Below are 24,607 nucleotides of genomic sequence, written 5' to 3'. Positions count from 1 at the left end.
ATAAGTGCTGAAAGCATCTAAGCATGAAGCCCCCCTCAAGATGAGATTTCCCATTCCGCAAGGAAGTAAGATCCCTGAAAGATGATCAGGTTGATAGGTCTGAGGTGGAAGTGTGGCGACACATGGAGCTGACAGATACTAATCGATCGAGGACTTAACCAATTTGAATGTATGCTTACTGTTATCTAGTTTTGAGAGAACACTCTCAATGGTTTGGTGGCGATAGCGAAGAGGTCACACCCGTTCCCATGCCGAACACGGAAGTTAAGCTCTTCAGCGCCGATGGTAGTCGGGGGTTTCCCCCTGTGAGAGTAGGACGCCGCCAAGCTATTATTTCGGTAAAGGCAGCTCATCATGAGCTGCCTTTTTTGTGTTTTTCTGCATACGTTATATAATATGAGAAACGTAACGATATGCCTTTTTGCAAAAGCAGGTTTTATGCTTGTGCAAAGTGGAAATAATAGAGATAGAGCGATACAGTTGAAAAATTTTGCGAAACACCTTATAGTAAGATTAAAGTCAAATATAGTCAAAGTCAATAAAGGAGGGGGTTGAGTGGGACATAATATTTCTGACATCATTGAACAGTACTTGAAACAAGTATTAGATCAAAATGGCAAAGAAATTTTAGAGATCAAACGCAGTGAAATCGCTGATAAATTTCAATGTGTTCCTTCCCAAATAAATTATGTCATCAACACCAGATTTACAAGTGAAAGAGGATATATTGTTGAAAGTAAACGGGGAGGCGGCGGTTATATTCGTATTATCAAAATTAAAATGAATAACGAAGTCGTCCTCATCAATAATATTATTTCGCAGATCCATACCCACTTGTCCCAGGCAGCCTCTGATGACATTATTCTCAGACTGTTAGAGGACGGAGTTATTTCGGAAAGAGAAGCTAAAATGATGGTGAGTGTAATGGATCGTTCAGTTCTATATATTGATTTGCCCGAACGGGATGAACTAAGAGCCAGAATGATGAAAGCAATGCTCACATCTTTAAAACTAAAGTAAGCGGGTGAAAAGATTGATTTGTCAAGAATGCAATGAGAGACCGGCCACTTTTCACTTTACGAAAGTTGTTAATGGAGAAAAGCAAGAAGTTCATATTTGTGAACAATGTGCAAAAGAAAATAGCGATTCATACAGTATAAGTGGAAACCAAGGGTTCTCGATTCATAATTTATTATCAGGGCTGCTGAATATGGAGTCCTCATTTCAAAACACCGGTTCTCAAATGTTCGGCTACTCAGAGCAAGGGACAGCTTGTAAGAAATGCGGTATGACGTTTCAGCAGCTGAGAAAAACAGGGCGTTTCGGCTGTGCGGAATGTTACGATACGTTCTACAGCCAAATTACGCCGATCTTGCGAAAAGTTCACAGCGGGAATACGGTGCATGCCGGGAAAATTCCAAAACGAATAGGCGGAAACCTGCATGTAAGACGGCAAATGGAAATGTTAAAAAAAGAACTTGAATCTTTAATACACCACGAGGAGTTTGAAAGAGCAGCGGAGGTCAGGGATCAGATCCGATCGTTAGAGCAGGAATTAAAAAGTACAGACAGTGAGGGGGAACAAGGGTAATGTCGCTCAAGCATTTTATTCAGGACGCACTAAGCAATTGGATGAAGCAAAAGGGACCTGAAAGTGACATTGTACTCAGCAGCCGTATACGATTGGCCCGAAACTTTGAAAATATAAAGTTTCCCGCCCGGTATACGAATGAAGAAGCCTCATCCATCATTCAGCAATTCGAAGATCATTTTTCAGGTAAGGAACTGCCTGATATCGGTCAATTTCATTTAATCAGAATGAGTGAAGCTCAGCCTTTGGAAAAACGGGTGCTGATGGAGAAACATCTGATCAGCCCGAATTTAACGGAATCTCCTTTTGGCGGCTGTCTGCTTTCTGAAAATGAAGAAGTCAGCATTATGTTAAATGAAGAAGATCATATCAGAATTCAATGCCTCTTCCCCGGCTTCCAGCTTCTCAACGCCATAAAAGCGGCAAACCAGGTTGATGACTGGATTGAGGAGAAAGTGGATTACGCCTTTGGAGAGAAGAGAGGGTACTTAACAAGCTGTCCTACAAATGTAGGGACGGGACTAAGGGCTTCAGTCATGATGCATTTGCCGGGTCTTGTATTAACTAGGCAAATGAATCGAATTATACCGGCAATTAACCAATTAGGCTTAGTTGTTAGAGGAATTTACGGTGAAGGCAGCGAAGCATTAGGAAATATCTTTCAAATTTCAAATCAAATCACACTCGGAAAATCAGAACAGGACATTGTAGATGATTTAAACAGTGTGGCTGCCCAGCTGATTGAGCAGGAACGTTCAGCCAGAGAAGCGCTTTACCAAACTTCGAAAATTGAATTGGAGGACCGGGTATTCAGATCTTACGGCGTTTTATCCAACTGCCGTATGATTGAATCAAAGGAAACGGCGAAATGCCTTTCTGACGTTCGGCTGGGGATAGACCTTGGGATCATCAAAGGGCTATCAAGCAATATACTTAATGAACTGATGATTTTGACACAGCCGGGTTTTCTCCAGCAATATTCGGGCGGTGCATTACGGCCGAACGAAAGAGACGCGAGAAGAGCGGCTCTTATCAGGGAAAGGCTGCATTTAGAAATGAGTGCAAATAGACAGGAGGATGATTCGATATGATGTTTGGAAGGTTTACAGAGCGAGCTCAAAAGGTATTGGCACTGGCACAGGAAGAAGCACTGCGCTTAGGCCATAACAATATTGGAACTGAACATATCTTATTAGGTCTGGTTCGTGAAGGAGAAGGGATTGCGGCTAAAGCACTCCAAGCACTCGGACTCGGTTCGGATAAAATTCAGAAAGAAGTGGAGAGCTTAATCGGACGGGGACAGGAAATGTCTCAAACGATTCATTATACGCCAAGAGCAAAAAAAGTCATTGAGCTCAGCATGGATGAAGCCAGAAAGCTAGGACATTCTTATGTGGGAACAGAACACATACTTCTCGGACTGATTCGTGAAGGAGAAGGCGTGGCGGCGAGGGTTCTGAATAATCTCGGTGTCAGCTTGAATAAAGCGAGACAGCAAGTGCTGCAGCTTCTGGGAAGCAATGAGACGGGATCTTCTGCATCCGGTACCAACAGCAATGCAAACACGCCGACGCTTGACAGTCTGGCGCGTGATTTAACTGCGATTGCGAAGGAAGACAGTCTTGATCCGGTTATCGGGCGAAGCAAAGAAATTCAGCGTGTTATTGAGGTATTAAGCCGCAGAACGAAAAATAATCCCGTTCTTATCGGAGAACCGGGTGTAGGTAAAACTGCGATTGCTGAAGGCCTTGCACAGCAGATCATCAATAATGAAGTGCCGGAAATATTACGTGATAAACGCGTAATGACATTAGACATGGGTACGGTTGTAGCCGGTACGAAATACCGCGGAGAATTTGAAGACCGCTTGAAAAAAGTAATGGATGAAATACGTCAGGCCGGCAATATTATTTTATTCATTGACGAACTGCATACACTGATCGGAGCGGGGGGAGCAGAAGGTGCGATTGATGCATCGAATATCTTAAAACCTTCACTGGCCCGCGGAGAGCTTCAATGCATCGGTGCCACAACGCTTGATGAATACCGTAAATATATCGAAAAAGACGCGGCTCTCGAGCGCCGTTTCCAGCCGATTCAGGTGGATCAGCCGTCAGCCGATGAAAGCATTCAAATTTTAAAAGGGCTCCGTGACCGCTATGAAGCGCATCACCGCGTATCCATTACCGATGAAGCGATCGAAGCCGCGGTTAAATTGTCCGACCGTTATATTTCTGACCGCTTCCTTCCGGATAAAGCGATCGATTTAATTGATGAAGCCGGTTCAAAAGTGCGTCTCCGTTCTTTCACAACCCCTCCGAACTTAAAAGAGCTTGAGCAGAAACTCGATGAAGTTCGCAAGGAAAAAGACGCTGCCGTTCAGAGCCAGGAGTTTGAAAAAGCGGCTTCCCTTCGTGATACAGAGCAGCGCCTGAGAGAACAGGTGGAAGACACGAAAAAAACGTGGAAAGAAAAACAAGGCCAGGAGAACTCCGAAGTTTCTGTAGAGGATATCGCGATGGTTGTATCCAGCTGGACCGGGGTTCCCGTATCTAAAATTGCCCAAACGGAAACAGATAAGCTTCTCAATATGGAAAGCATTCTGCATTCCCGCGTCATCGGCCAGGATGAAGCCGTTGTAGCCGTTGCAAAGGCTGTCAGACGTGCAAGAGCCGGACTGAAGGACCCGAAACGTCCGATTGGTTCATTCATCTTCTTAGGCCCTACAGGCGTTGGGAAGACAGAGCTGGCAAGAGCGCTGGCGGAATCCATTTTCGGTGATGAGGAAGCGATGATCAGAGTGGATATGTCCGAATACATGGAGAAACACTCGACTTCACGCCTTGTCGGTTCTCCTCCCGGATATGTCGGCTATGATGAAGGCGGCCAGCTGACAGAAAAAGTGAGAAGAAAACCTTACTCTGTCGTATTGCTTGATGAAATTGAAAAAGCGCACCCTGATGTGTTTAACATTCTCCTGCAAGTGCTTGAAGACGGACGCTTGACTGATTCAAAAGGACGCACTGTGGATTTCCGCAACACGATCCTGATTATGACGTCAAACGTCGGGGCGAGCGAGCTGAAGCGCAACAAATATGTGGGCTTCAATGTCCAGGATGAATCACAAAACCATAAAGACATGAAAGACAAAGTCATGGGAGAGCTGAAGCGTGCCTTCAGACCTGAGTTTATCAACCGGATTGACGAAATTATCGTCTTCCACTCCCTTGAGAAAAAACATCTTACAGACATCGTGTCGCTTATGTCTGATCAGTTAACAAAACGTCTGAAAGAACAAGATCTCTCTATCGAGCTGACGGATGCTGCAAAAGCAAAAGTAGCAGAAGAGGGCGTCGATTTGGAATACGGCGCACGTCCGTTAAGAAGAGCGATTCAAAAGCATGTGGAGGACCGGTTATCAGAAGAACTCCTCAGAGGCAATATTGATAAAGGCCAGCACATTGTTCTTGATGTTGAGGACGGCGAATTTGTCGTAAAAACAACTGCTAAAACGAACTAATATAGTGACAAACATGAGGCATACGTAAGCGAGTGTATGCCTCACTTTGTTATATAGAGAAATATTTGATAAGGAAGAGGTCTTACAACATATATGGCTAAATCAAAAACAAAATTCATCTGCCACTCATGCGGTTATGAATCCGCAAAATGGATGGGAAAGTGCCCGGGCTGCGGGGCTTGGAATACAATGGTGGAAGAAACCATAAAAAAAGCGCCGGCGAATCGGCGGGCGGCTTTCTCCCACTCCGTTCAAACCGTCCAGAAACCATCACCCATTACATCAATTGAAACATCAGAAGAACCCCGCGTTCAAACAAAGCTCGAAGAATTCAACAGAGTGCTTGGCGGCGGCGTTGTGAAAGGCTCGTTAGTATTGATCGGCGGCGATCCCGGGATCGGAAAATCCACGCTCCTTCTCCAAGTATCCGCACAATTAGCAGATACGGCCGGCAGCGTGCTTTACATTTCAGGGGAAGAATCCGTGAAGCAAACGAAGCTGCGCGCCGACAGACTTGGCATCAACAGCCAAATGTTACATGTTTTATCTGAAACCGATATGGAGTATATTTCGTCTGCTATACAAGAGATGAAACCCGCATTTGTTGTCGTAGACTCCATTCAGACCGTTTACCAAAGTGATATCACCTCAGCTCCCGGCAGTGTATCACAAGTAAGAGAGTGTACGGCCGAATTGATGAAAATCGCGAAAACAAACGGCATACCTATTTTTATCGTCGGACACGTCACAAAAGAAGGATCGATCGCAGGGCCGAGATTGCTTGAGCACATGGTCGATACCGTTCTATACTTTGAAGGAGAGCGGCATCATACATTCCGTATTTTGCGGGCCGTAAAAAACCGTTTCGGCTCAACAAATGAAATGGGCATCTTTGAAATGCGGGAAGAGGGGCTTACGGAAGTGCTCAACCCTTCTGAAATTTTCTTGGAAGAGCGTTCTGCCGGGGCATCGGGTTCGAGTATCGTTGCGTCAATGGAAGGAACGAGACCGATTCTGGTTGAAATCCAGGCGCTCATATCACCGACCAGTTTTGGAAACCCGCGCCGCATGGCTACAGGCATTGACCACAACAGGGTATCGTTAATTATGGCTGTGCTTGAGAAGCGGGTGGGTCTTTTGCTTCAAAATCAAGATGCATATTTAAAAGTCGCCGGCGGGGTCAAACTGGATGAACCGGCGATTGATTTGGCAGTAGCCGTCAGCATTGCCTCAAGCTTCAGAGATACACCGCCGAATCCCGCAGATTGCTTTATCGGTGAAGTGGGACTGACAGGAGAAGTCCGCAGGGTGTCAAGAATCGAACAGCGCGTAAAAGAAGCGGCGAAACTCGGCTTCAAGCGCATGATCATACCTGAGGCGAATGCAGACGGGTGGACAATACCAAAAGGGATTGAGGTTGTCGGAGTAGCAAATGTTGCAGAAGCGCTTCGTACTTCATTAGGAGGATCATAATAGATGGAAAAAGAGAAAAAAGGGGCGAAACAAGAGCTTGACCTGTCTGCAATTCTGCAGTTCGTTGCACCGGGCACCCCGCTCAGAGCCGGGATAGAGAATGTACTTCGGGCAAATACAGGCGGCCTGATTGTTGTCGGATACAATGATAAGGTAAAGCAAGTCGTGGATGGCGGTTTTCATATTAATACATCATTTGCGCCCGCTCACTTATACGAGCTGGCCAAAATGGACGGTGCCATTATTTTAAGTGATTCCGGCCAGAAAATTCTTTATGCGAATACGCAGCTTATGCCGGAGGCGACCATTTCTTCTTCAGAAACGGGAATGAGGCACCGTACGGCGGAACGGGTGGCGAAGCAGACCGGCTGTCTCGTCATCGCCATTTCTGAGCGCAGAAATGTCATTACGTTATATCAGGACAGCATGAAGTACACACTAAAGGACATAGGTTTTATTTTAACAAAGGCAAATCAGGCCATTCAAACGCTCGAGAAGTATAAAACCATTTTAGACAAAACAATTACGGCTCTAAACGCATTAGAGTTTGAGGAGCTTGTGACATTCAGTGACGTGCTGTCTGTCATGCATCGGTATGAAATGGTGCTCCGAATAAAAAATGAAATCAATATGTATATTAAAGAACTCGGAACGGAAGGCCACTTAATCCGTCTGCAGGTGATTGAACTGATTACGGACATGGAAGAAGAGGCGGCACTTTTCATCAAAGACTATGTCAAAGAAAAAATCAAAGATCCGTTCGTGCTGTTAAAAGAGCTCCAGGATATGTCCAGCTATGATCTGCTGGATGATTCCATTCTGTTTAAACTGCTTGGATACCCGGCTTCTACGAATCTTGATGATTATGTGCTCCCGAGAGGCTACAGGCTGCTGAACAAAATTCCGCGTCTGCCGATGCCGATTGTTGAAAATGTGGTTGAGGCGTTCGGATTTTTGCCAAGCATAACGGAAGCCACTGTAGAAGAGCTTGATGATGTCGAGGGTATCGGCGAAGTGCGCGCCCAAAAAATCAAAAAAGGCTTAAAACGCCTTCAGGAAAAACACTATATAGATAGACAGCTTTAAGTATCGCTTAAACCTGTCGGAATCCGGGTATATTATTGTTAGTTTTTGTTTATTCTGAATTTGTAGGCTCTGACAGTCTGCTGAAAAAATGCTACTTAAAAGGAGGTGGAGGTATGTTAAAACGAATAGTTCAGGCGTTCTTCATTATTGTGGGCGGCGTTGTCGGTATCTTTTTAATACCTGAATTGTTTGTGCTGTCAAATATACAGGACATACCTTTAATAACAAACGCATATACGTCTGCTGCAATTGGTGCTATTATCTTTTTTCTCATCAGTATATGGACGACAGAATATGTGATTAATTGGGTAAAATGGATTGAAGATTCTTTGCTGAGAGCTCCGGTGCCGGATCTGTTATTCGGGAGTCTCGGATTGGTTTTTGGACTTATCATCGCATACCTCATTGTAAACGTGATTCCGCTGGACAATATTCCGTACCGTATATTCAGCACCATCATTCCGGTCTTTCTGGCTTTCTTTCTCGGTTATCTGGGATTCCAAGTCGGATTTAAGAAAAAGGATGAACTGATCAGTCTTTTCTCCATTTCTGCAAGAATGCAGAAGAAAAAGGGAAGTGCTGATGAGGAGCAGGAAGAACAGGATAAAAGGCTGAAAATCTTGGATACAAGTGTTATTATTGATGGGAGAATTGCAGATATTTGTCAGACGGGCTTTTTAGAAGGCGTCATTGTCATTCCTCAATTTGTGCTGGAGGAATTACAGCATATCGCTGATTCTTCAGATGTTTTAAAACGTAACAGAGGACGCCGCGGACTGGATATCTTGAATCGCATTCAAAAGGAACTGGATATTACGGTTGAAATTTATGAAGGCGACTTCGAAGACATTCAGGAGGTTGACAGCAAGCTTGTCAAACTTGCGAAGCTGACATCCGGTGTCGTTGTGACGAATGATTTTAATTTAAATAAAGTATGCGAGCTTCAAAAGGTTGCGGTACTGAATATTAATGACCTTGCAAACGCGGTGAAGCCGGTTGTGCTTCCGGGCGAAGAGATGAATGTGCAGGTGATTAAGGACGGGAAAGAGCATAATCAAGGTGTGGCTTACTTAGATGACGGCACAATGATTGTTGTGGAAGAAGGCCGCAATTATATAGGGAAACATATTGATGTGCTCGTAACCAGCGTACTGCAGACAGCGGCGGGACGAATGATTTTTGCCAAGCCCAAGCTGCTTGAGAAAGCTCTTTAAGAGGGAGTTCATATGGAGTATGTTGTCGTTATTCCGGCTGCCGGACAAGGAAAACGGATGAAGGCCGGGAAAAATAAGCTGTTCATCAGCTTAAAAGGTGCGCCCGTTATTATACACACACTGCGGGTTTTTGAAAGCCACGCACCCTGTCAGAAAATAATCCTGGTGATAAACGAGAGTGAACGGGAAGATTTTCGCCAGCTGCTGGCCCAATTTCCGATTCAGACGGAAATTGAGCTTGTTACCGGAGGTGCGGAGCGTCAGCACAGTGTATACGAAGGACTGAAAGTGATTGATAAGGAATCGGTCGTGCTTGTTCATGACGGAGCGCGCCCGTTTGTCACTCATCAGCATATCGATAAGCTCGTTGAAACAGCAGAGGAGGCGGGAGCGGCTGTCCTGGCTGTTCCTGTGAAAGACACGATAAAACGGGCGGAAGGCTCCCGGGCTGCGGAGACCTTTGATCGTTCAAGCTTGTGGGCCGTTCAAACGCCGCAAGCTTTTCGTCTTTCTTTATTGAAGACGGCGCATATGGAAGCGGAAAACAAAGGCTTCTTAGGTACGGATGACGCCAGCCTCGTCGAGCGTCTTGATGGATATCAGGTGAGTATCGTTGAAGGCAGCTATACCAATATTAAGCTGACAACGCCGGATGACCTGATATTTGCGGAAGCAATCATGAAAGCGGAAAGTGGGAATCATAATGTTTAGAATCGGACAAGGATTTGATGTGCATCAATTAACGGAAGGCCGTCCGCTCATCATCGGCGGAATTGAAATTCCTTATGAAAAGGGACTGCTCGGACATTCAGATGCTGATGTATTGCTGCATACAGTCGCAGACGCGTGTCTTGGAGCGGCAGGTGAAGGAGATATCGGCAAGCATTTCCCGGATACTGATCCGGAATTCAAGGATGCGGATTCTTTTAAGCTGCTTCAGCATGTCTGGAACATTGTAAAAGAAAAAGGGTACGTACTCGGAAATATAGACTGCACGATTATTGCGCAAAAGCCGAAAATGGCGCCGCATATTGATGCTATGAGAAAACGGATAGCGGAAGGCCTTGAGGCGGACGTCTCTCAAGTAAACGTAAAAGCGACGACGACTGAAAAGCTCGGGTTTACCGGAAGAGCCGAAGGAATTGCCGCTCAGGCAACCGTTCTGATTCAAAAAGCCTGATCATTGTTTTGATGCCGGGTCTATTTGGTGGTAGAATAGATACATATATTCGGCTAGAGGCTACAGACGAGATGAAAGGAAGTATTTGAACATGGGAAATGAAGTACGCGTTCGTTATGCACCGAGTCCGACCGGACATTTGCATATCGGTAACGCCAGAACGGCGCTTTTTAACTATTTATTTGCCCGCAGCCAAGGCGGAAAGTTTATTATCCGGATTGAGGATACGGACAAAAAGCGAAATATTGAAGGCGGAGAGCAAAGCCAGCTCAACTATTTGAAATGGCTCGGCATGGACTGGGATGAAAGTGTGGATGTCGGCGGAGAATACGGCCCGTACCGCCAGTCTGAGCGTAACGACATTTACAAAGAGTACTATGAAGAGCTTCTTGAAAAAGGGCTTGCTTATAAATGTTTCTGTACGGAAGAAGAACTTGAGAAAGAACGTGAAGAGCAAATCGCCCGTGGGGAAATGCCGCGCTATTCCGGCAAACACAGAAACCTGACTCAGGAAGAGCAGGAGCAGTTTTTAGCCGAAGGCAGACAGCCGAGCATCCGTTTCCGCGTGCCGGAAGGGAAAATCATCGCATTTAACGATATCGTAAAAGGCGAGATTTCTTTTGAATCAGACGGCATCGGCGACTTTGTCATCGTCAAAAAAGACGGAACACCGACGTATAACTTTGCTGTCGCGATTGACGATTACTTAATGAAAATGACGCACGTGCTCCGCGGTGAGGATCACATTTCAAATACACCGAAACAGATCATGATTTTCCAGGCATTCGGCTGGGATATTCCTGTCTTCGGACATATGACGCTTATCGTAAACGAAAGCCGCAAAAAATTAAGTAAACGTGATGAATCAATTATCCAGTTTATTGAGCAGTATGATGAGCTGGGTTACCTGCCTGAAGCGCTGTTTAACTTTATCGGACTTCTCGGCTGGTCTCCCGTCGGTGAAGAAGAGCTTTTCACAAGAGAACAATTCATTGAAATTTTTGATGTAAATCGTTTGTCTAAGTCACCGGCTCTGTTTGATATGCATAAACTGAAATGGGTCAACAACCAATACGTCAAAGCGCTGGATCTTGATCAAGTGGTTGAGCTGACCCTGCCGCACCTGCAAAAAGCAGGAAAAGTCGGCACTGAGCTTTCTGCCGAAGAACAGGAATGGGTTCGTAAATTAATCTCTCTTTACCATGAGCAATTGAGCTACGGCGCTGAAATTGTCGAGCTGACTGATTTGTTCTTTAAAGATGAGATCGAGTATAATCAAGAGGCAAAAGCCGTTCTGGAAGAAGAACAGGTGCCTGAAGTGCTCAGCGTATTTGCTGCGAAGCTTGAAGAGCTTGAAGAATTTACGCCTGAGCTGATCAAAGCCTCAATCAAAGCTGTTCAGAAAGAAACAGGCCATAAAGGCAAAAAGCTGTTCATGCCGATTCGTGTAGCGGTTACCGGTCAGACACACGGTCCGGAGCTTCCGCAGGCCATTGAGCTGATCGGCAGAGAAACAGCCGTCAGACGCCTGAAAAGCATTTAAATATACGATTGTTGACAGGGAAGAGTATAAAACAATGACCATTACAGAAAGAATCTTCGTCGGCTGAGAGAGATTCATGCGTCATGTTTTAGAAGTGCGCCCTTAAGACCTTTGAAGAACATTTCTGCGGAAATCAGTATTTAAAGGCGGCCGCCGCCGTTACCGGCTTTTAAGTTGGGAAAACAGTGACTTGTTTTTCAAACAGAGTGGAACCGCGCGGTAAAAGCGTCTCTGTCATGTTTACATGCAGAGGCGCTTTTTTTATAGGCGGAAAAACAGACTGGAGCGGGGAGAGAATGGGGGGAAGCATGTGTTTTTTAAAATGCTAAAAGAAGACATAGATACAGTGTTCGATCAAGATCCGGCAGCAAGAAGCTATTTCGAAGTTGTTTTAACTTATTCTGGTTTACATGCTATATGGGCGCATCGGATTGCACATGCTTTATATAAACGGAGATTTTTCTTCCTGGCGCGCCTGATATCACAGATTGCCCGTTTCTTTACCGGAATTGAAATCCATCCCGGCGCGACCATCGGGAGAAGGTTTTTCATTGATCACGGTATGGGGGTCGTCATAGGGGAAACATGTGAAATCGGCAATAACGTGACGGTATTCCAAGGTGTCACTCTTGGTGGGACGGGAAAAGAAAAGGGAAAGCGGCATCCGACCATAAAAGATGATGCTTTAATTGCAACCGGAGCGAAGGTGCTCGGCTCTATTACGGTCGGGCAGGGTTCTAAAGTAGGGGCCGGCTCCGTTGTGCTTCGTGATGTTCCCGACTTTTCGACCGTTGTCGGCATACCGGGGAAAGTCGTCATTCAGAACGGAAGAAAAATCAAACGCGATCTCAATCACCAAGACTTGCCCGATCCGGTTGCTGACCGGTTTAGAGCATTGGAGCAGCAGATTTTTGAACTGCAGGCTGAACTGGAAGATAAAAAAGAAAGGATCAACCAAAAATGACCATTACACTTTATAATACATTGACACGGAAAAAAGAAACATTCGTTCCTCTTGAGGAAGGCAAAGTAAAAATGTACGTGTGCGGACCGACTGTATACAACTATATTCATATCGGAAACGCCCGTCCGGCGATTGTGTATGATACCGTACGCAACTATTTGGAGTATAAAGGATACGATGTTCAATACGTATCGAATTTCACCGATGTTGACGACAAACTGATTAAGGCGGCCAACGAGCTCGGCGAGGACGTCCCGACCGTTTCTGAACGGTTCATTAAAGCGTATTTTGAAGACGTGGGCGCCCTCGGATGCCGGAAAGCGGATCTTCACCCCCGGGTCATGGAAAACATGGACGCCATTATTGAATTTGTCAGCGAGCTGATTAAAAAAGGTTACGCTTATGAATCAGAAGGCGACGTCTATTTCAAAACAAGGGCCTTCGAAGGCTACGGCAAGCTATCTCAGCAATCAATTGATGAACTCAGATCAGGCGCGCGTATCCGTGTCGGCGAGAAGAAAGAGGATGCGCTGGACTTTGCGCTTTGGAAAGCTGCTAAGGACGGAGAAATTTCATGGGATAGCCCTTGGGGAAAAGGCCGCCCGGGCTGGCATATTGAATGCTCCGCAATGGTGAAAAAGTATTTGGGTGACGAAATCGATATTCACGCCGGCGGTCAGGACCTGACATTCCCGCACCATGAAAACGAAATCGCGCAATCTGAAGCATTAACAGGCAAGACATTCGCAAAATACTGGCTTCATAACGGATATATCAATATCGATAATGAGAAAATGTCAAAATCGCTCGGCAACTTTGTTTTGGTGCACGATATCATTAAGCAATATGACCCGCAGCTTTTGAGATTTTTCATGCTGTCCGTTCATTACCGCCACCCGATCAACTATTCGGAAGAGCTGCTTGAGAAAACAAAAAACGCGTTTAACCGCCTGAAGACGGCATACAGTAATTTAAACCATCGTTTGATTAGCAGCACGAATCTGACTGACAATGATGAGGAATGGCTCGCTAAAATCGAAGAGCACCGCACTGCGTTTGAAGAAGCAATGGATGATGATTTTAATACGGCGAATGCGATTTCCGTTTGGTTTGATCTGGCGAAGCTCGCCAATTACTACATGCAGGAAGACAATACGGCGGATCACGTGATTAAAGCCTTTATCAGCATGTTTGACAGAATCGGATCTGTTCTCGGACTTACGCTCGGCGAAGAAGAGCTTGTCGACGAAGAGATTGAAGAGTTGATTGAGAAGAGAAATGAAGCCCGCCGCAATCGCGATTTTGCTTTGTCAGACCAGATTCGCGATCAGCTGAAAAGCATGAATATCATTCTTGAAGATACGGCCCAGGGAACTCGCTGGAAGCGGGGAGAATAAGCGGATGCTTCAATTTGAACAAATCAAAGATTCAAAGCAGTTAAACGGTCTTGCGCTCGCTTATATGGGTGATGCCATTTTTGAAATATACGTCCGGCATCACCTGCTTAAGCAGGGCTTTACGAAACCGAATGACCTTCATAAGAAGGCGAGCCGGATTGTATCGGCAAAATCACAGGCAGACATATTGTTCCGCCTTCAGGACGAATCCTTTTTCACGGAGGAAGAGGAAGCCGTGCTGAGAAGAGGCAGAAACGCGAAATCAGGGACGACGCCTAAAAACACAGATGTACAGACGTACCGCCATAGTACAGCTTTTGAGGCTTTACTCGGATACCTTTTTCTTGAGAAAAGAGAAGAAAGACTGAATCAGCTGATTGCTGAGGCTATACAAGTCGGGACGTCAGGGAGGAAAACAAATGAGTCAGCAACATGATTACGTCATAGGAAAAAACGCTGTGATTGAGACGTTAAAGTCAGATCGCAAGCTGTATAAGTTATGGATGGCGGAAAACACAGTAAAAGGACAGGCGCAGCAAGTTATGGAGCTTGCTAAAAAGCGCGGCGTCACCATTCAATTTGTACCGAGGAAAAAACTCGATCAGATGGTGGAAGGGCAGCATCAGGGTGTCGTCGCCCAGGTGGCGGCATATGAATATGCACAATTAGACGAATTATATAAAAGAGCGGAAGAGAGAAACGAACAGCCTTTCTTTCTCATATTGGACGAGCTGGAAGACCCTCATAATCTCGGTTCCATCATGAGAACGGCTGACGCTGTCGGTGCACACGGCATTGTGATTCCGAAACGCAGAGCGGTCGGACTGACGTCGACGGTCGCAAAAGCTTCGACCGGTGCGATTGAACACATCCCCGTCGTGAAGGTGACCAACCTTGCCCGGACACTTGATGAAATGAAGGAGCGGGGGATTTGGGTCGTCGGAACGGATGCATCCGCCCGGGAAGACTACCGCTCTATGGACGGCAAGATGCCTTTGGCGCTCGTTATCGGAAGCGAAGGCAGAGGAATGGGCCGGCTTGTGAAAGAGAAATGTGATTTTCTCATTAAACTTCCGATGGCCGGAAAAGTCACGTCTCTGAATGCGTCGGTAGCGGCCGGCCTTCTCATGTATGAAGTCTACCGGAAGCGCAATCCTTTAGGGGAATGAAGACAGATGGACATCCTGTTAGTAGACGGATACAACATGATTGGAGCTTGGCCGCAGCTAAAGGATTTAAAAGCGAACAGTTTTGAAGAAGCGAGAGATGTACTGATCCAGAAGATGGCGGAGTATCAGTCCTACACGGGAATCAGAGTCATTGTGGTGTTTGACGCACATCTGGTAAAAGGCATAGAGAAAAAACAAACGAATCACAGAGTCGAAGTGATTTTTACACGGGAGAATGAGACGGCGGATGAGCGGATCGAGAAGCTTGCCCAGGCACTGAATAATATTGCGACACAGATTCATGTCGCAACCTCCGATTATACGGAGCAGTGGGCGATTTTCGGACAGGGGGCTCTCCGCAAATCCGCCCGGGAGCTTCTGAGGGAAGTGGATACGATAGAACGGCGGATTCAAAGGCGGGTTTCAAAGATCACTTCTGAAAAACCACCGGGGAAAATCGAGCTGTCCGAAGAGGTTTTGAAAACGTTTGAAAAGTGGCGCCGAGGCGGTCTGGATTAGGTTGACGCTTTTTCGCCCATTAATGTATAATATTTCTATCTACGTGCGCCGGGGGGATCGCAGTGAATCTACAGAACAGCAAGGGAAAGTTCAACAAAGTGCAATTTTGCCAGTTGGAGGACGAGCAGGTCATTGAAAAGGTTCATGTTGGGGACAGTGATGCGTTAGATTACTTGATTACGAAGTACCGTAATTTTGTACGGGCGAAAGCAAGGTCTTATTTTTTAATAGGGGCCGACAGAGAAGATATTGTACAGGAAGGGATGATAGGCTTATATAAGTCTATCCGAGACTTTAGAGAGGACAAGCTTACTTCATTTAAAGCTTTTGCAGAATTATGCATTACCCGCCAGATTATTACCGCAATAAAGACAGCTACCCGTCAGAAACACATTCCTTTAAATTCCTATGTTTCTTTAGACAAACCTATTTTTGATGAAGAATCTGACAGAACACTGCTTGATGTCATTTCAGGCGCTAAAACGTTAAATCCTGAAGAGATGATTATTAATCAGGAAGAATTTGATGATATCGAAATGAAAATGGGAGAACTGCTGAGCGATCTGGAGAGAAAGGTGCTTGTTCTGTACTTGGACGGAAGAAGTTACCAGGAAATTTCAGATGATTTAAACCGACACGTAAAATCAATCGATAATGCCCTGCAGCGCGTGAAGCGCAAGCTTGAAAAGTATTTGGAAATAAGAGAAATCAGTCTGTAGCGGGTTTCTGTGTCATATTGACAGAATTTTTCTGACTGTGCTATTTTATTAAGATAAATGATTGTTTAGGAAAAGGTGTAACGACATGAGAAAAAAGATTACGCTGGCATGCAAAACATGCGGAAATCGTAATTATACGACAATGAAAAGCTCTGCATCAGCGGCTGAGCGGTTAGAAGTTAAGAAGTACTGCAGCACTTGCAATTCACATACAGCTCATTTAGAAACAAAATAGTGTTCGCTTTTTAAATTGTGGAGGTCTTTTACATGCGCATGATGAGTTTCTTTAAAGATGTTGGGAAAGAAATGAAAAAGGTTAGCTGGCCTAAAGGCAAAGAGTTAACGCGCTATACGATCACGGTGATTTCAACGGTTATCTTTTTTGTTATCTTTTTTGCCCTCCTTGATACAGGAATTTCTCAATTAATTCGTTTAATAGTTGAATAATGATCAGCAATACGTGCTATAATAGATCATAATATCGTTTGCCAAAACCCGTTCAGCGGGTTTTTTATTGTGTTGAAAAAAGGATTCATAGGCTCTGAGCCTATTTTTTGTTTTACACTTCATTTTTAAATGCGGGGAGGGAAGGACTGCAGAGTCCTGATAGAATGGAAAAGAATTGGTATGTTGTTCATACGTATTCCGGTTATGAAAACAAAGTAAAAGCGAACCTTGAAAAACGTGTGGAATCAATGGGAATGCAGGATAAAATTTTCCGCGTTGTCGTCCCTGAAGAGGAAGAGACTGATATTAAGAACGGCAAGAAAAAAGTAGTCAAAAAGAAAGTGTTCCCGGGTTATGTGCTTGTTGAAATCGTCATGACTGATGATTCCTGGTATGTGGTCCGCAACACGCCGGGCGTTACCGGATTCGTCGGATCAGCCGGTTCAGGCTCAAAGCCGACTCCGCTTCTTCCTGGCGAAGCGGAAACCATCTTAAAACGCATGGGCATGGATGAGCGGAAAACCGACATTGATTTTGAATTGAATGAGACAGTCAAAGTCATAGACGGACCTTTCGCCAACTTTACAGGATCAATTGAAGAGATTGATTATGATAAGAGCAAAGTGAAAGTATTCGTTAACATGTTCGGCCGTGAAACGCCGGTTGAGCTGGAATTTACCCAGATCGACAAATTGTAATGTGAAAAAACTTGAAATTGCTATATATTAATGATAATATAGCAAAGGTACGTCTTGGACTAATCCAAGGCAGCTAGCTTGATATTTCGTCATTCATATAAAGAATGAAACCTTGAGTGGGAGGGTTTACCCTATTACCACATCACGGACTTAAGGAGGTGTGTCTCGTGGCTAAAAAAGTAGTAAAAGTTGTAAAATTGCAAATTCCTGCTGGAAAAGCTAACCCAGCGCCGCCAGTTGGACCTGCACTAGGTCAAGCCGGTGTAAATATCATGGGATTCTGTAAGGAGTTTAACGCTCGTACAGCTGACCAAGCTGGTTTAATCATTCCTGTTGAAATTTCGGTTTACGAAGACCGTTCATTTACATTTATTACAAAAACTCCGCCTGCTGCAGTATTGCTTAAAAAAGCAGCTGGAATTGAGTCTGGTTCTGGTGAACCAAACCGTAATAAAGTGGCAACCGTTAAGCGCGATAAGGTTCGCGAAATCGCTGAAACGAAAATGCCTGACTTAAACGCAGCAGACGTTGAAGCGGCAATGCGCATGGTTGAAGGTACTGCCCGCAGTATGGGTATCGTTATCGAGGATTAATTTGTTTCTTGTCGGGTTGCGAGTTTTCACAAGTTCGCAACCCTTATTCGTGGGAGGTTATTCCGCTATAACCACATAAGGAGGAAATTTTAAAATGGCTAAAAAAGGTAAAAAGTACGTTGAAGCTGCGAAGCTTGTAGACCGTGCGAAAGCTTACGACGTCGCTGAAGCAGTGGCGCTTACTAAAAAAACAAACACAGCTAAATTCGACGCTACAGTTGAAGTTGCTTTTCGTTTAGGGGTTGACCCTCGTAAAAACGATCAGCAAATCCGCGGTGCAGTTGTACTTCCTAACGGAACTGGTAAAACTCAGCGCGTGCTTGTATTCGCTAAAGGCGAAAAAGCAAAAGAAGCTGAAGCTGCCGGTGCAGACTACGTCGGCGATTCTGATTACATCGCGAAAATCCAGCAAGGCTGGTTCGAATTCGATGTAATCGTTGCGACTCCTGACATGATGGGTGAAGTCGGTAAAATCGGCCGTGTGCTTGGACCAAAAGGTCTTATGCCAAACCCTAAAACAGGAACTGTTACATTCGAAGTAGAAAAAGCAATCGGCGAAATCAAAGCTGGTAAAGTAGAATACCGCGTTGACAAAGCTGGTAACATCCATGTTCCGATCGGAAAAGTTTCTTTCGAGGATGAAAAACTTGTTGAGAACTTCACAACAATGTATGATACAATCCTGAAAGCAAAACCGGCTGCGGCTAAAGGTGTTTACGTGAAAAACGTTGCCGTTACTTCTACTATGGGCCCTGGTGTCAAAGTAGACGCTTCTACTTTCAACGTAAAATAATATTTGACTTTAGATCAGCATTCTGATATGATTCAAAATGTTGTAAAATATAATATGTCATTTATACCGTAGACAGCAGGGGCCGTTGAGGCTTAATATCCTGCCGAGGTGTATATATATCACAGCTATTACGTTACGTATGCTTGTATATACAGCCTCCATGTCCACATGGAGGCTTTTTATATGAAATCGTCGTCACAGTCGTGATCACCTAGCGGTATAAGTGTTACACAAAATCTACAGGAGGTGTAACCATGAGCAGCGCAATTGATACAAAAAAAGTTGTTGTTGAAGAGATTGCTTCTAAACTGAAAGAAAGCAAATCAACGATCATCGTTGACTACCGCGGACTTAACGTTTCTGAAGTAACTGAACTCCGTAAACAGCTTCGCGAAGCTAACGTAGAGTTCAAAGTGTACAAAAACACAATGACTCGCCGTGCGGTTGAACAAGCTGAACTTGATGGTTTGAATGATGTCTTAACTGGACCGAATGCGATCGCATTCAGTACTGAAGATGTTGTCGCTCCGGCAAAAGTTCTTAACGAGTTCGCGAAAAATCACGAAGCTCTGGAAATCAAAGCGGGCGTTATCGAAGGAAAAGTATCTTCTGTTGAAGAAGTGAAAGCTCTTGCTGAACTTCCTTCACGCGATGGCTTACTTTCTATGTTGCTTAGCGTACTTCAAGCTCCAGTTCGCAACCTTGCACTTGCGGCTAAAGCAGTTGCAGACCAAAAGGAAGAACAAGGCGCTTAATCTGATTTTACCCTAAAATAAAACAAATGGAGGAATTTCAAATGGCTTTAAATATCGAAGAAATCATTGCTTCCGTTAAAGAAGCAACTGTACTTGAATTGAACGACCTAGTAAAAGCAATCGAAGAAGAATTTGGCGTAACTGCTGCTGCTCCTGTAGCTGTAGCTGGCGGAGCTGCTGCTGGCGGCGCTGCTGAAGAGCAAAGCGAATTCGACCTTATCCTTGCTGGTGCAGGTTCTCAGAAAATCAAAGTTATCAAAGTTGTTCGTGAAATCACTGGTCTTGGCTTGAAAGAAGCTAAAGAACTTGTTGACAACACTCCAAAACCACTTAAAGAAGGTATTGCGAAAGAAGAAGCTGAAGAGCTTAAAGCTAAACTTGAAGAAGTTGGCGCTTCTGTAGAAGTTAAGTAATCTTCACTTGCCTGTAGGGGAAGCTCGCTTTTATGAGGCGGGCTTTTTCTTTGCTTTTCTTTAAGTGCAATTAAAAAAGGAGGTTCTAATAATGAGTGAACACTATTATTCAGAAAAACCTTCAGTTAAAAGCGATAAACAGACATGGTCATTTACACTGCGGAACAGATCTTATACATTCACAAGTGACAGCGGCGTTTTCTCGAAAAAGGAAGTTGATTTCGGTTCGCGTGTCTTAATTGAAGCGTTTGAAGAGCCGGAGATCGATGGTGACTTCCTGGATGCAGGCTGCGGTTACGGCCCGATCGGTCTGTCGCTCGCCGGTGCATTTACAGACCGGACCGTGCACATGATTGACGTGAATGAAAGAGCCGTAGAGCTGTCAAATGAAAATGCAGAAAAAAACGGAATAAAAAACGTTCGGATTTATCAGAGTGATTTATTTTCAAATATTGATTCTGCTCAAACATTTGCTTCTATTATTACAAACCCCCCAATCCGCGCCGGAAAAAAAGTTGTCCATGCCATTTTTGAAAAAAGCGCTGAGCATTTAAGGGCTTCAGGTGAATTGTGGATCGTTATACAGAAAAAACAGGGCGGGCCTTCTGCCATTGAAAAACTGAAGGAGCTTTTTGACGAAGTTTCTGTGGTTCAAAAAAAGAAAGGCTATTATATCATAAAAGCAAAAAAAGTTTGACTTGAATTTTCAGCTATGTTAATATTGTAAAATGCCAATGTATATATTTTGCATGATATGCTCAAATAATCATAGTGCATGTATAAATTATACAAACATGGAAATGCTAATAAAATCGGTATTTGTTTTTGGATGTGGTTTTCTTAATTAGAAACCCTTTTTTCTTTTGTCTTGTAAAAGTATTTCTTTATCGTAAGAGATGCTTATTACACATATAATACGCATGATTTGAGGGGTGAATCAGTTGACAGGTCAACTAGTTCAGTATGGACGACACCGCCAGCGCAGAAGCTATGCTCGCATTAGCGAAGTGTTAGAATTACCAAATCTCATTGAAATTCAAACCTCTTCTTATCAGTGGTTTCTTGATGAGGGTCTTAGAGAGATGTTTCAAGACATATCACCAATTGAGGATTTCACTGGTAACCTCTCTCTAGAGTTCATTGACTACAGTTTAGGAGATCCTAAGTATCCCGTTGAAGAGTCAAAAGAACGTGATGTGACTTACTCAGCTCCGCTAAGAGTGAAGGTTCGTTTAATTAACAAAGAAACTGGAGAGGTAAAAGACCAGGATGTCTTCATGGGTGATTTCCCTATTATGACAGATACCGGTACTTTTATCATCAACGGTGCAGAACGTGTTATCGTATCTCAGCTTGTTCGGTCTCCAAGTGTATATTTCAGTGGTAAAGTAGACAAAAACGGTAAAAAAGGTTTTACCGCGACTGTCATTCCAAACCGTGGCGCATGGTTAGAATACGAAACTGATGCGAAAGATGTTGTGTATGTCCGCATTGATCGCACACGTAAGTTGCCGGTTACGGTTCTTTTGCGTGCTCTCGGCTTCGGTTCCGACCAAGAGATTCTCGATCTCATTGGTGAGAACGAATATCTCCGCAATACACTGGATAAGGACAACACCGAAAACAGTGACAAAGCGCTTCTTGAAATCTATGAGCGCCTTCGTCCCGGAGAGCCGCCTACAGTAGAAAACGCAAAAAGCTTGCTGGATTCCCGTTTCTTCGATCCGAAGCGATACGACCTTGCGAATGTAGGACGCTATAAAATTAATAAAAAGCTTCATATCAAGAACCGCCTGTTTAACCAGCGCCTTGCAGAAACACTGGTGGATCCGGAAACTGGTGAAATTCTCGCTGAAAAAGGGCAGATTCTTGACAGAAGAACACTTGATAAAGTACTGCCATACTTAGAAAATGGAATCGGCTTCAGAAAGCTTTATCCTAACGGCGGCGTTGTCGAGGATGAAGTGATGCTTCAATCCATTAAAATCTATGCTCCTACTGATGCAGAAGGAGAGCAGACGATCAATGTGATCGGCAATGCTTACATCGAAGAGGCGATTAAAAACATTACGCCTGCTGATATTATTTCTTCTATCAGCTACTTCTTCAACCTCCTGCACGGAGTGGGCGACACTGATGATATCGACCATCTCGGAAACCGCCGTCTGCGTTCTGTAGGTGAGCTCCTGCAAAACCAATTCCGTATCGGTTTAAGCCGGATGGAACGTGTCGTACGTGAAAGAATGTCTATTCAAGACACGAATACAATTACGCCGCAGCAGCTGATTAACATCAGACCTGTTATTGCGTCTATTAAAGAGTTCTTCGGAAGCTCACAGCTTTCTCAATTCATGGATCAGACGAACCCGCTTGCTGAATTGACGCACAAACGCCGTCTGTCAGCTCTCGGACCGGGCGGTTTGACACGTGAGCGCGCAGGTATGGAAGTACGTGACGTTCACTACTCTCACTACGGCCGTATGTGTCCGATTGAAACGCCTGAGGGCCCTAACATCGGTTTGATCAACTCATTGTCATCATTTGCGAAAGTAAACCGCTTTGGTTTCATTGAGACGCCATACCGCCGCGTTGATCCTGAAACAGGAAAAGTAACGCCTAGAATCGACTACCTGACTGCTGATGAAGAGGATAACTATGTCGTAGCCCAAGCGAATGCTAAGCTGAGCGATGACGGTTCTTTCTTGGATGACAGCATCGTAGCGCGTTTCAGAGGGGAAAACACCGTTGTAGCCCGCAACCGCGTGGATTACATGGACGTATCTCCTAAACAGGTTGTATCTGCTGCGACAGCATGTATTCCGTTCTTGGAAAACGATGACTCGAACCGCGCCCTCATGGGAGCGAACATGCAGCGTCAGGCTGTGCCTTTGATGCAGCCGGAAGCTCCGATCGTCGGAACGGGTATGGAATACGTATCCGGTAAAGACTCCGGTGCAGCCGTTATTTGTAAACACCCTGGTATCGTAGAACGGGTGGAAGCGAAAAACGTATGGGTGCGCCGCTATGAAGAAATTGACGGTCAAAAAGTAAAAGGCAACCTGGATAAGTACAGCTTGCTGAAATTCGTCCGCTCCAACCAAGGTACGTGCTACAACCAGCGTCCGATCGTCAGTGTCGGCGATGAAGTAGTCAAAGGAGAAATCCTTGCTGACGGACCTTCAATGGAGCTTGGTGAACTTGCTCTCGGCCGCAACGTAATGGTCGGCTTCATGACATGGGACGGTTACAACTATGAGGATGCCATCATCATGAGTGAACGCCTTGTGAAAGATGATGTATACACATCTATTCACATTGAAGAATATGAATCAGAAGCACGTGATACAAAGCTTGGACCGGAAGAGATCACCCGCGATATTCCAAACGTAGGGGAAGACGCGCTTCGCAACCTTGATGACCGCGGAATTATCCGTATCGGCGCGGAAGTCAACGACGGAGACCTTCTCGTAGGTAAAGTAACGCCTAAAGGTGTAACTGAGCTTACGGCTGAAGAACGCCTTCTTCATGCGATCTTTGGAGAAAAAGCGCGTGAAGTCCGTGATACTTCTCTCCGTGTGCCTCACGGCGGCGGCGGAATTATCCACGACGTAAAAGTCTTCAACCGTGAAGACGGCGACGAACTTCCTCCGGGAGTGAACCAGCTTGTACGCGTATATATCGTTCAGAAACGTAAGATTTCTGAAGGTGATAAAATGGCCGGACGTCACGGAAACAAAGGGGTTATCTCGAAGATTCTTCCTGAAGAAGATATGCCTTACCTTCCTGACGGCACGCCGATCGATATCATGCTTAACCCGCTGGGTGTACCATCACGTATGAATATCGGTCAGGTATTAGAACTTCACATGGGTATGGCTGCCCGCTACCTCGGCATTCACATCGCGTCACCTGTATTTGACGGCGCGCGTGAAGAAGATGTGTGGGAAACACTTGAAGAAGCAGGCATGTCAAGAGACGCTAAAACAGTTCTTTATGACGGCCGTACGGGAGAACCGTTCGACAACCGTGTATCTGTCGGAATCATGTACATGATCAAACTGGCGCACATGGTTGATGATAAACTTCATGCCCGTTCTACAGGTCCTTACTCACTTGTTACGCAGCAGCCTCTCGGCGGTAAAGCCCAATTCGGCGGACAGCGTTTCGGTGAGATGGAGGTTTGGGCGCTTGAAGCTTACGGCGCAGCTTACACGCTTCAAGAAATCCTGACTGTGAAGTCTGATGACGTGGTCGGACGTGTGAAAACATATGAAGCCATCGTCAAAGGCGACAATGTTCCAGAGCCTGGTGTTCCGGAATCATTCAAAGTATTGATCAAAGAGCTTCAAAGCTTAGGTATGGACGTAAAAATCCTCTCAGGCGATGAAGAAGAAATAGAAATGAGAGATCTAGAAGACGAGGAAGATGCGAAACAGGCTGACGGCCTTGCATTATCAGGTGATGAAGCGCCGGAAGAAACAGCATCTCCAGACGTTGAACGTGACGCAGTAACGAAAGAATAGTCTCTGATTG

At 45.0% G+C, this 24,607-nt stretch carries 25 protein-coding genes, 2 rRNA genes and 2 other annotated features (1 of these 29 cut by a window edge); all 27 genes read left to right on the top strand.

The window, feature by feature from the left end; translation table 11 throughout:
• A 23S ribosomal RNA gene (locus MJQ52_RS11000) occupies positions 1–162 on the top strand; it begins 2,768 nt to the left of the window's first position.
• A 50-nt stretch (positions 163–212) separates the two neighbouring features.
• Positions 213–328, top strand: a 5S ribosomal RNA gene (rrf, locus tag MJQ52_RS10995).
• Between the two features lie 227 nt (positions 329–555).
• The gene (ctsR, locus tag MJQ52_RS10990) at positions 556–1,020 is read left to right on the top strand and encodes a transcriptional regulator CtsR (RefSeq protein ID WP_003156396.1); all 465 of its coding nucleotides are present in this window, start codon (positions 556–558) and stop codon (positions 1,018–1,020) included.
• A 13-nt stretch (positions 1,021–1,033) separates the two neighbouring features.
• Positions 1,034–1,591 carry a UvrB/UvrC motif-containing protein gene (locus MJQ52_RS10985; RefSeq protein ID WP_003156397.1) on the top strand — a complete coding sequence of 186 codons (558 nt, stop codon included), beginning with the start codon at positions 1,034–1,036 and terminating at the stop codon, positions 1,589–1,591.
• Complete coding sequence (locus tag MJQ52_RS10980; RefSeq protein ID WP_003156398.1) at positions 1,591–2,682, top strand: protein arginine kinase; 1,092 nt, start codon at positions 1,591–1,593, stop codon at positions 2,680–2,682. The genes MJQ52_RS10985 and MJQ52_RS10980 overlap by 1 nt, the downstream gene beginning before the upstream one ends.
• Complete coding sequence (clpC, locus tag MJQ52_RS10975; RefSeq protein ID WP_007410388.1) at positions 2,679–5,111, top strand: ATP-dependent protease ATP-binding subunit ClpC; 2,433 nt, start codon at positions 2,679–2,681, stop codon at positions 5,109–5,111. Before MJQ52_RS10980 ends, clpC begins: the two co-directional genes overlap by 4 nt.
• A gap of 93 nt (positions 5,112–5,204) precedes the next feature.
• Positions 5,205–6,584, top strand: a complete 1,380-nt coding sequence (gene radA, locus MJQ52_RS10970) for a DNA repair protein RadA (RefSeq protein ID WP_014304212.1) — start codon at positions 5,205–5,207, stop codon at positions 6,582–6,584.
• Between the two features lie 3 nt (positions 6,585–6,587).
• Entirely contained in the window at positions 6,588–7,670 is a 1,083-nt protein-coding gene (gene disA, locus MJQ52_RS10965; protein WP_003156401.1) for a DNA integrity scanning diadenylate cyclase DisA, read from the top strand.
• A gap of 113 nt (positions 7,671–7,783) precedes the next feature.
• The gene (locus MJQ52_RS10960) at positions 7,784–8,884 is read left to right on the top strand and encodes a PIN/TRAM domain-containing protein (protein WP_003156403.1); all 1,101 of its coding nucleotides are present in this window, start codon (positions 7,784–7,786) and stop codon (positions 8,882–8,884) included.
• A gap of 12 nt (positions 8,885–8,896) precedes the next feature.
• Complete coding sequence (gene ispD, locus MJQ52_RS10955) at positions 8,897–9,595, top strand: 2-C-methyl-D-erythritol 4-phosphate cytidylyltransferase (protein WP_003156405.1); 699 nt, start codon at positions 8,897–8,899, stop codon at positions 9,593–9,595.
• Positions 9,588–10,064: a 2-C-methyl-D-erythritol 2,4-cyclodiphosphate synthase gene (gene ispF, locus MJQ52_RS10950; RefSeq protein ID WP_003156407.1), complete on the top strand. Its 477-nt coding sequence runs from the start codon at positions 9,588–9,590 to the stop codon at positions 10,062–10,064. Before ispD ends, ispF begins: the two co-directional genes overlap by 8 nt.
• A gap of 91 nt (positions 10,065–10,155) precedes the next feature.
• Positions 10,156–11,607 carry a glutamate--tRNA ligase gene (gltX, locus tag MJQ52_RS10945; protein WP_015388783.1) on the top strand — a complete coding sequence of 484 codons (1,452 nt, stop codon included), beginning with the start codon at positions 10,156–10,158 and terminating at the stop codon, positions 11,605–11,607.
• 2 nt (positions 11,608–11,609) lie between these two features.
• Positions 11,610–11,843: a binding site (T-box leader), on the top strand.
• Positions 11,844–11,917: 74 nt separating this feature from the next.
• The gene (gene cysE, locus MJQ52_RS10940) at positions 11,918–12,571 is read left to right on the top strand and encodes a serine O-acetyltransferase (protein ID WP_003156410.1); all 654 of its coding nucleotides are present in this window, start codon (positions 11,918–11,920) and stop codon (positions 12,569–12,571) included.
• Entirely contained in the window at positions 12,568–13,968 is a 1,401-nt protein-coding gene (gene cysS, locus MJQ52_RS10935) for a cysteine--tRNA ligase (RefSeq protein WP_003156411.1), read from the top strand. Before cysE ends, cysS begins: the two co-directional genes overlap by 4 nt.
• Positions 13,969–13,972: 4 nt before the next feature.
• Positions 13,973–14,404, top strand: coding sequence for a Mini-ribonuclease 3 (locus tag MJQ52_RS10930; RefSeq protein WP_003156412.1), 432 nt, complete (start codon positions 13,973–13,975; stop codon positions 14,402–14,404).
• A complete protein-coding gene (rlmB, locus tag MJQ52_RS10925; RefSeq protein WP_003156413.1) occupies positions 14,388–15,137 on the top strand; it encodes a 23S rRNA (guanosine(2251)-2'-O)-methyltransferase RlmB in 750 nt (249 codons plus the stop codon). Before MJQ52_RS10930 ends, rlmB begins: the two co-directional genes overlap by 17 nt.
• Positions 15,138–15,143: 6 nt before the next feature.
• The gene (gene rae1 / locus MJQ52_RS10920; protein WP_003156414.1) at positions 15,144–15,656 is read left to right on the top strand and encodes a ribosome-dependent mRNA decay endonuclease Rae1/YacP; all 513 of its coding nucleotides are present in this window, start codon (positions 15,144–15,146) and stop codon (positions 15,654–15,656) included.
• A 62-nt stretch (positions 15,657–15,718) separates the two neighbouring features.
• Positions 15,719–16,375: an RNA polymerase sporulation sigma factor SigH gene (gene sigH / locus MJQ52_RS10915; protein ID WP_003156415.1), complete on the top strand. Its 657-nt coding sequence runs from the start codon at positions 15,719–15,721 to the stop codon at positions 16,373–16,375.
• 85 nt (positions 16,376–16,460) lie between these two features.
• Positions 16,461–16,610 carry a 50S ribosomal protein L33 gene (rpmG, locus tag MJQ52_RS10910; protein ID WP_003156421.1) on the top strand — a complete coding sequence of 50 codons (150 nt, stop codon included), beginning with the start codon at positions 16,461–16,463 and terminating at the stop codon, positions 16,608–16,610.
• A gap of 32 nt (positions 16,611–16,642) precedes the next feature.
• Positions 16,643–16,822, top strand: coding sequence for a preprotein translocase subunit SecE (gene secE / locus MJQ52_RS10905; RefSeq protein WP_003156422.1), 180 nt, complete (start codon positions 16,643–16,645; stop codon positions 16,820–16,822).
• A 164-nt stretch (positions 16,823–16,986) separates the two neighbouring features.
• Positions 16,987–17,520: a transcription termination/antitermination protein NusG gene (nusG, locus tag MJQ52_RS10900; protein ID WP_003156423.1), complete on the top strand. Its 534-nt coding sequence runs from the start codon at positions 16,987–16,989 to the stop codon at positions 17,518–17,520.
• A 167-nt stretch (positions 17,521–17,687) separates the two neighbouring features.
• Positions 17,688–18,113, top strand: a complete 426-nt coding sequence (gene rplK, locus MJQ52_RS10895; protein ID WP_003156430.1) for a 50S ribosomal protein L11 — start codon at positions 17,688–17,690, stop codon at positions 18,111–18,113.
• A gap of 94 nt (positions 18,114–18,207) precedes the next feature.
• Positions 18,208–18,906 carry a 50S ribosomal protein L1 gene (gene rplA / locus MJQ52_RS10890; protein ID WP_003156431.1) on the top strand — a complete coding sequence of 233 codons (699 nt, stop codon included), beginning with the start codon at positions 18,208–18,210 and terminating at the stop codon, positions 18,904–18,906.
• Positions 18,907–18,954: 48 nt separating this feature from the next.
• Positions 18,955–19,097 (top strand) — a sequence feature (ribosomal protein L10 leader region).
• A gap of 63 nt (positions 19,098–19,160) precedes the next feature.
• Entirely contained in the window at positions 19,161–19,661 is a 501-nt protein-coding gene (gene rplJ / locus MJQ52_RS10885) for a 50S ribosomal protein L10 (protein WP_003156433.1), read from the top strand.
• A 41-nt stretch (positions 19,662–19,702) separates the two neighbouring features.
• The gene (rplL, locus tag MJQ52_RS10880; protein WP_003156436.1) at positions 19,703–20,074 is read left to right on the top strand and encodes a 50S ribosomal protein L7/L12; all 372 of its coding nucleotides are present in this window, start codon (positions 19,703–19,705) and stop codon (positions 20,072–20,074) included.
• Between the two features lie 91 nt (positions 20,075–20,165).
• Positions 20,166–20,771 carry a class I SAM-dependent methyltransferase gene (locus MJQ52_RS10875; RefSeq protein WP_015388780.1) on the top strand — a complete coding sequence of 202 codons (606 nt, stop codon included), beginning with the start codon at positions 20,166–20,168 and terminating at the stop codon, positions 20,769–20,771.
• 244 nt (positions 20,772–21,015) lie between these two features.
• A complete protein-coding gene (gene rpoB, locus MJQ52_RS10870) occupies positions 21,016–24,597 on the top strand; it encodes a DNA-directed RNA polymerase subunit beta (protein ID WP_003156440.1) in 3,582 nt (1,193 codons plus the stop codon).
• Positions 24,598–24,607 lie beyond the last annotated feature (10 nt).

Origin of the sequence: Bacillus sp. jun7 (assembly GCF_051034795.1) — a bacterium.
Taxonomy (GTDB): domain Bacteria; phylum Bacillota; class Bacilli; order Bacillales; family Bacillaceae; genus Bacillus; species Bacillus velezensis.
This window is presented reverse-complemented; position numbering and strand designations above follow the sequence as displayed.

What these genes read in the sequence shown, in the direction of transcription:
- MJQ52_RS10980 (WP_003156398.1), top strand. Translation starts at nt 1,591, where the DNA reads ATGTCGCTCAAGCATTTTATTCAGGACGCACTAAGCAATTGGATGAAG.
- clpC (WP_007410388.1), top strand. Translation starts at nt 2,679, where the DNA reads ATGATGTTTGGAAGGTTTACAGAGCGAGCTCAAAAGGTATTGGCACTG.
- radA (WP_014304212.1), top strand. Translation starts at nt 5,205, where the DNA reads ATGGCTAAATCAAAAACAAAATTCATCTGCCACTCATGCGGTTATGAA.
- disA (WP_003156401.1), top strand. Translation starts at nt 6,588, where the DNA reads ATGGAAAAAGAGAAAAAAGGGGCGAAACAAGAGCTTGACCTGTCTGCA.
- MJQ52_RS10960 (WP_003156403.1), top strand. Translation starts at nt 7,784, where the DNA reads ATGTTAAAACGAATAGTTCAGGCGTTCTTCATTATTGTGGGCGGCGTT.
- ispD (WP_003156405.1), top strand. Translation starts at nt 8,897, where the DNA reads ATGGAGTATGTTGTCGTTATTCCGGCTGCCGGACAAGGAAAACGGATG.
- ispF (WP_003156407.1), top strand. Translation starts at nt 9,588, where the DNA reads ATGTTTAGAATCGGACAAGGATTTGATGTGCATCAATTAACGGAAGGC.
- gltX (WP_015388783.1), top strand. Translation starts at nt 10,156, where the DNA reads ATGGGAAATGAAGTACGCGTTCGTTATGCACCGAGTCCGACCGGACAT.
- cysS (WP_003156411.1), top strand. Translation starts at nt 12,568, where the DNA reads ATGACCATTACACTTTATAATACATTGACACGGAAAAAAGAAACATTC.
- MJQ52_RS10930 (WP_003156412.1), top strand. Translation starts at nt 13,973, where the DNA reads ATGCTTCAATTTGAACAAATCAAAGATTCAAAGCAGTTAAACGGTCTT.
- rlmB (WP_003156413.1), top strand. Translation starts at nt 14,388, where the DNA reads ATGAGTCAGCAACATGATTACGTCATAGGAAAAAACGCTGTGATTGAG.
- rae1 (WP_003156414.1), top strand. Translation starts at nt 15,144, where the DNA reads ATGGACATCCTGTTAGTAGACGGATACAACATGATTGGAGCTTGGCCG.
- rpmG (WP_003156421.1), top strand. Translation starts at nt 16,461, where the DNA reads ATGAGAAAAAAGATTACGCTGGCATGCAAAACATGCGGAAATCGTAAT.
- secE (WP_003156422.1), top strand. Translation starts at nt 16,643, where the DNA reads ATGCGCATGATGAGTTTCTTTAAAGATGTTGGGAAAGAAATGAAAAAG.
- nusG (WP_003156423.1), top strand. Translation starts at nt 16,987, where the DNA reads ATGGAAAAGAATTGGTATGTTGTTCATACGTATTCCGGTTATGAAAAC.
- rplA (WP_003156431.1), top strand. Translation starts at nt 18,208, where the DNA reads ATGGCTAAAAAAGGTAAAAAGTACGTTGAAGCTGCGAAGCTTGTAGAC.
- rplJ (WP_003156433.1), top strand. Translation starts at nt 19,161, where the DNA reads ATGAGCAGCGCAATTGATACAAAAAAAGTTGTTGTTGAAGAGATTGCT.
- rplL (WP_003156436.1), top strand. Translation starts at nt 19,703, where the DNA reads ATGGCTTTAAATATCGAAGAAATCATTGCTTCCGTTAAAGAAGCAACT.
- MJQ52_RS10875 (WP_015388780.1), top strand. Translation starts at nt 20,166, where the DNA reads ATGAGTGAACACTATTATTCAGAAAAACCTTCAGTTAAAAGCGATAAA.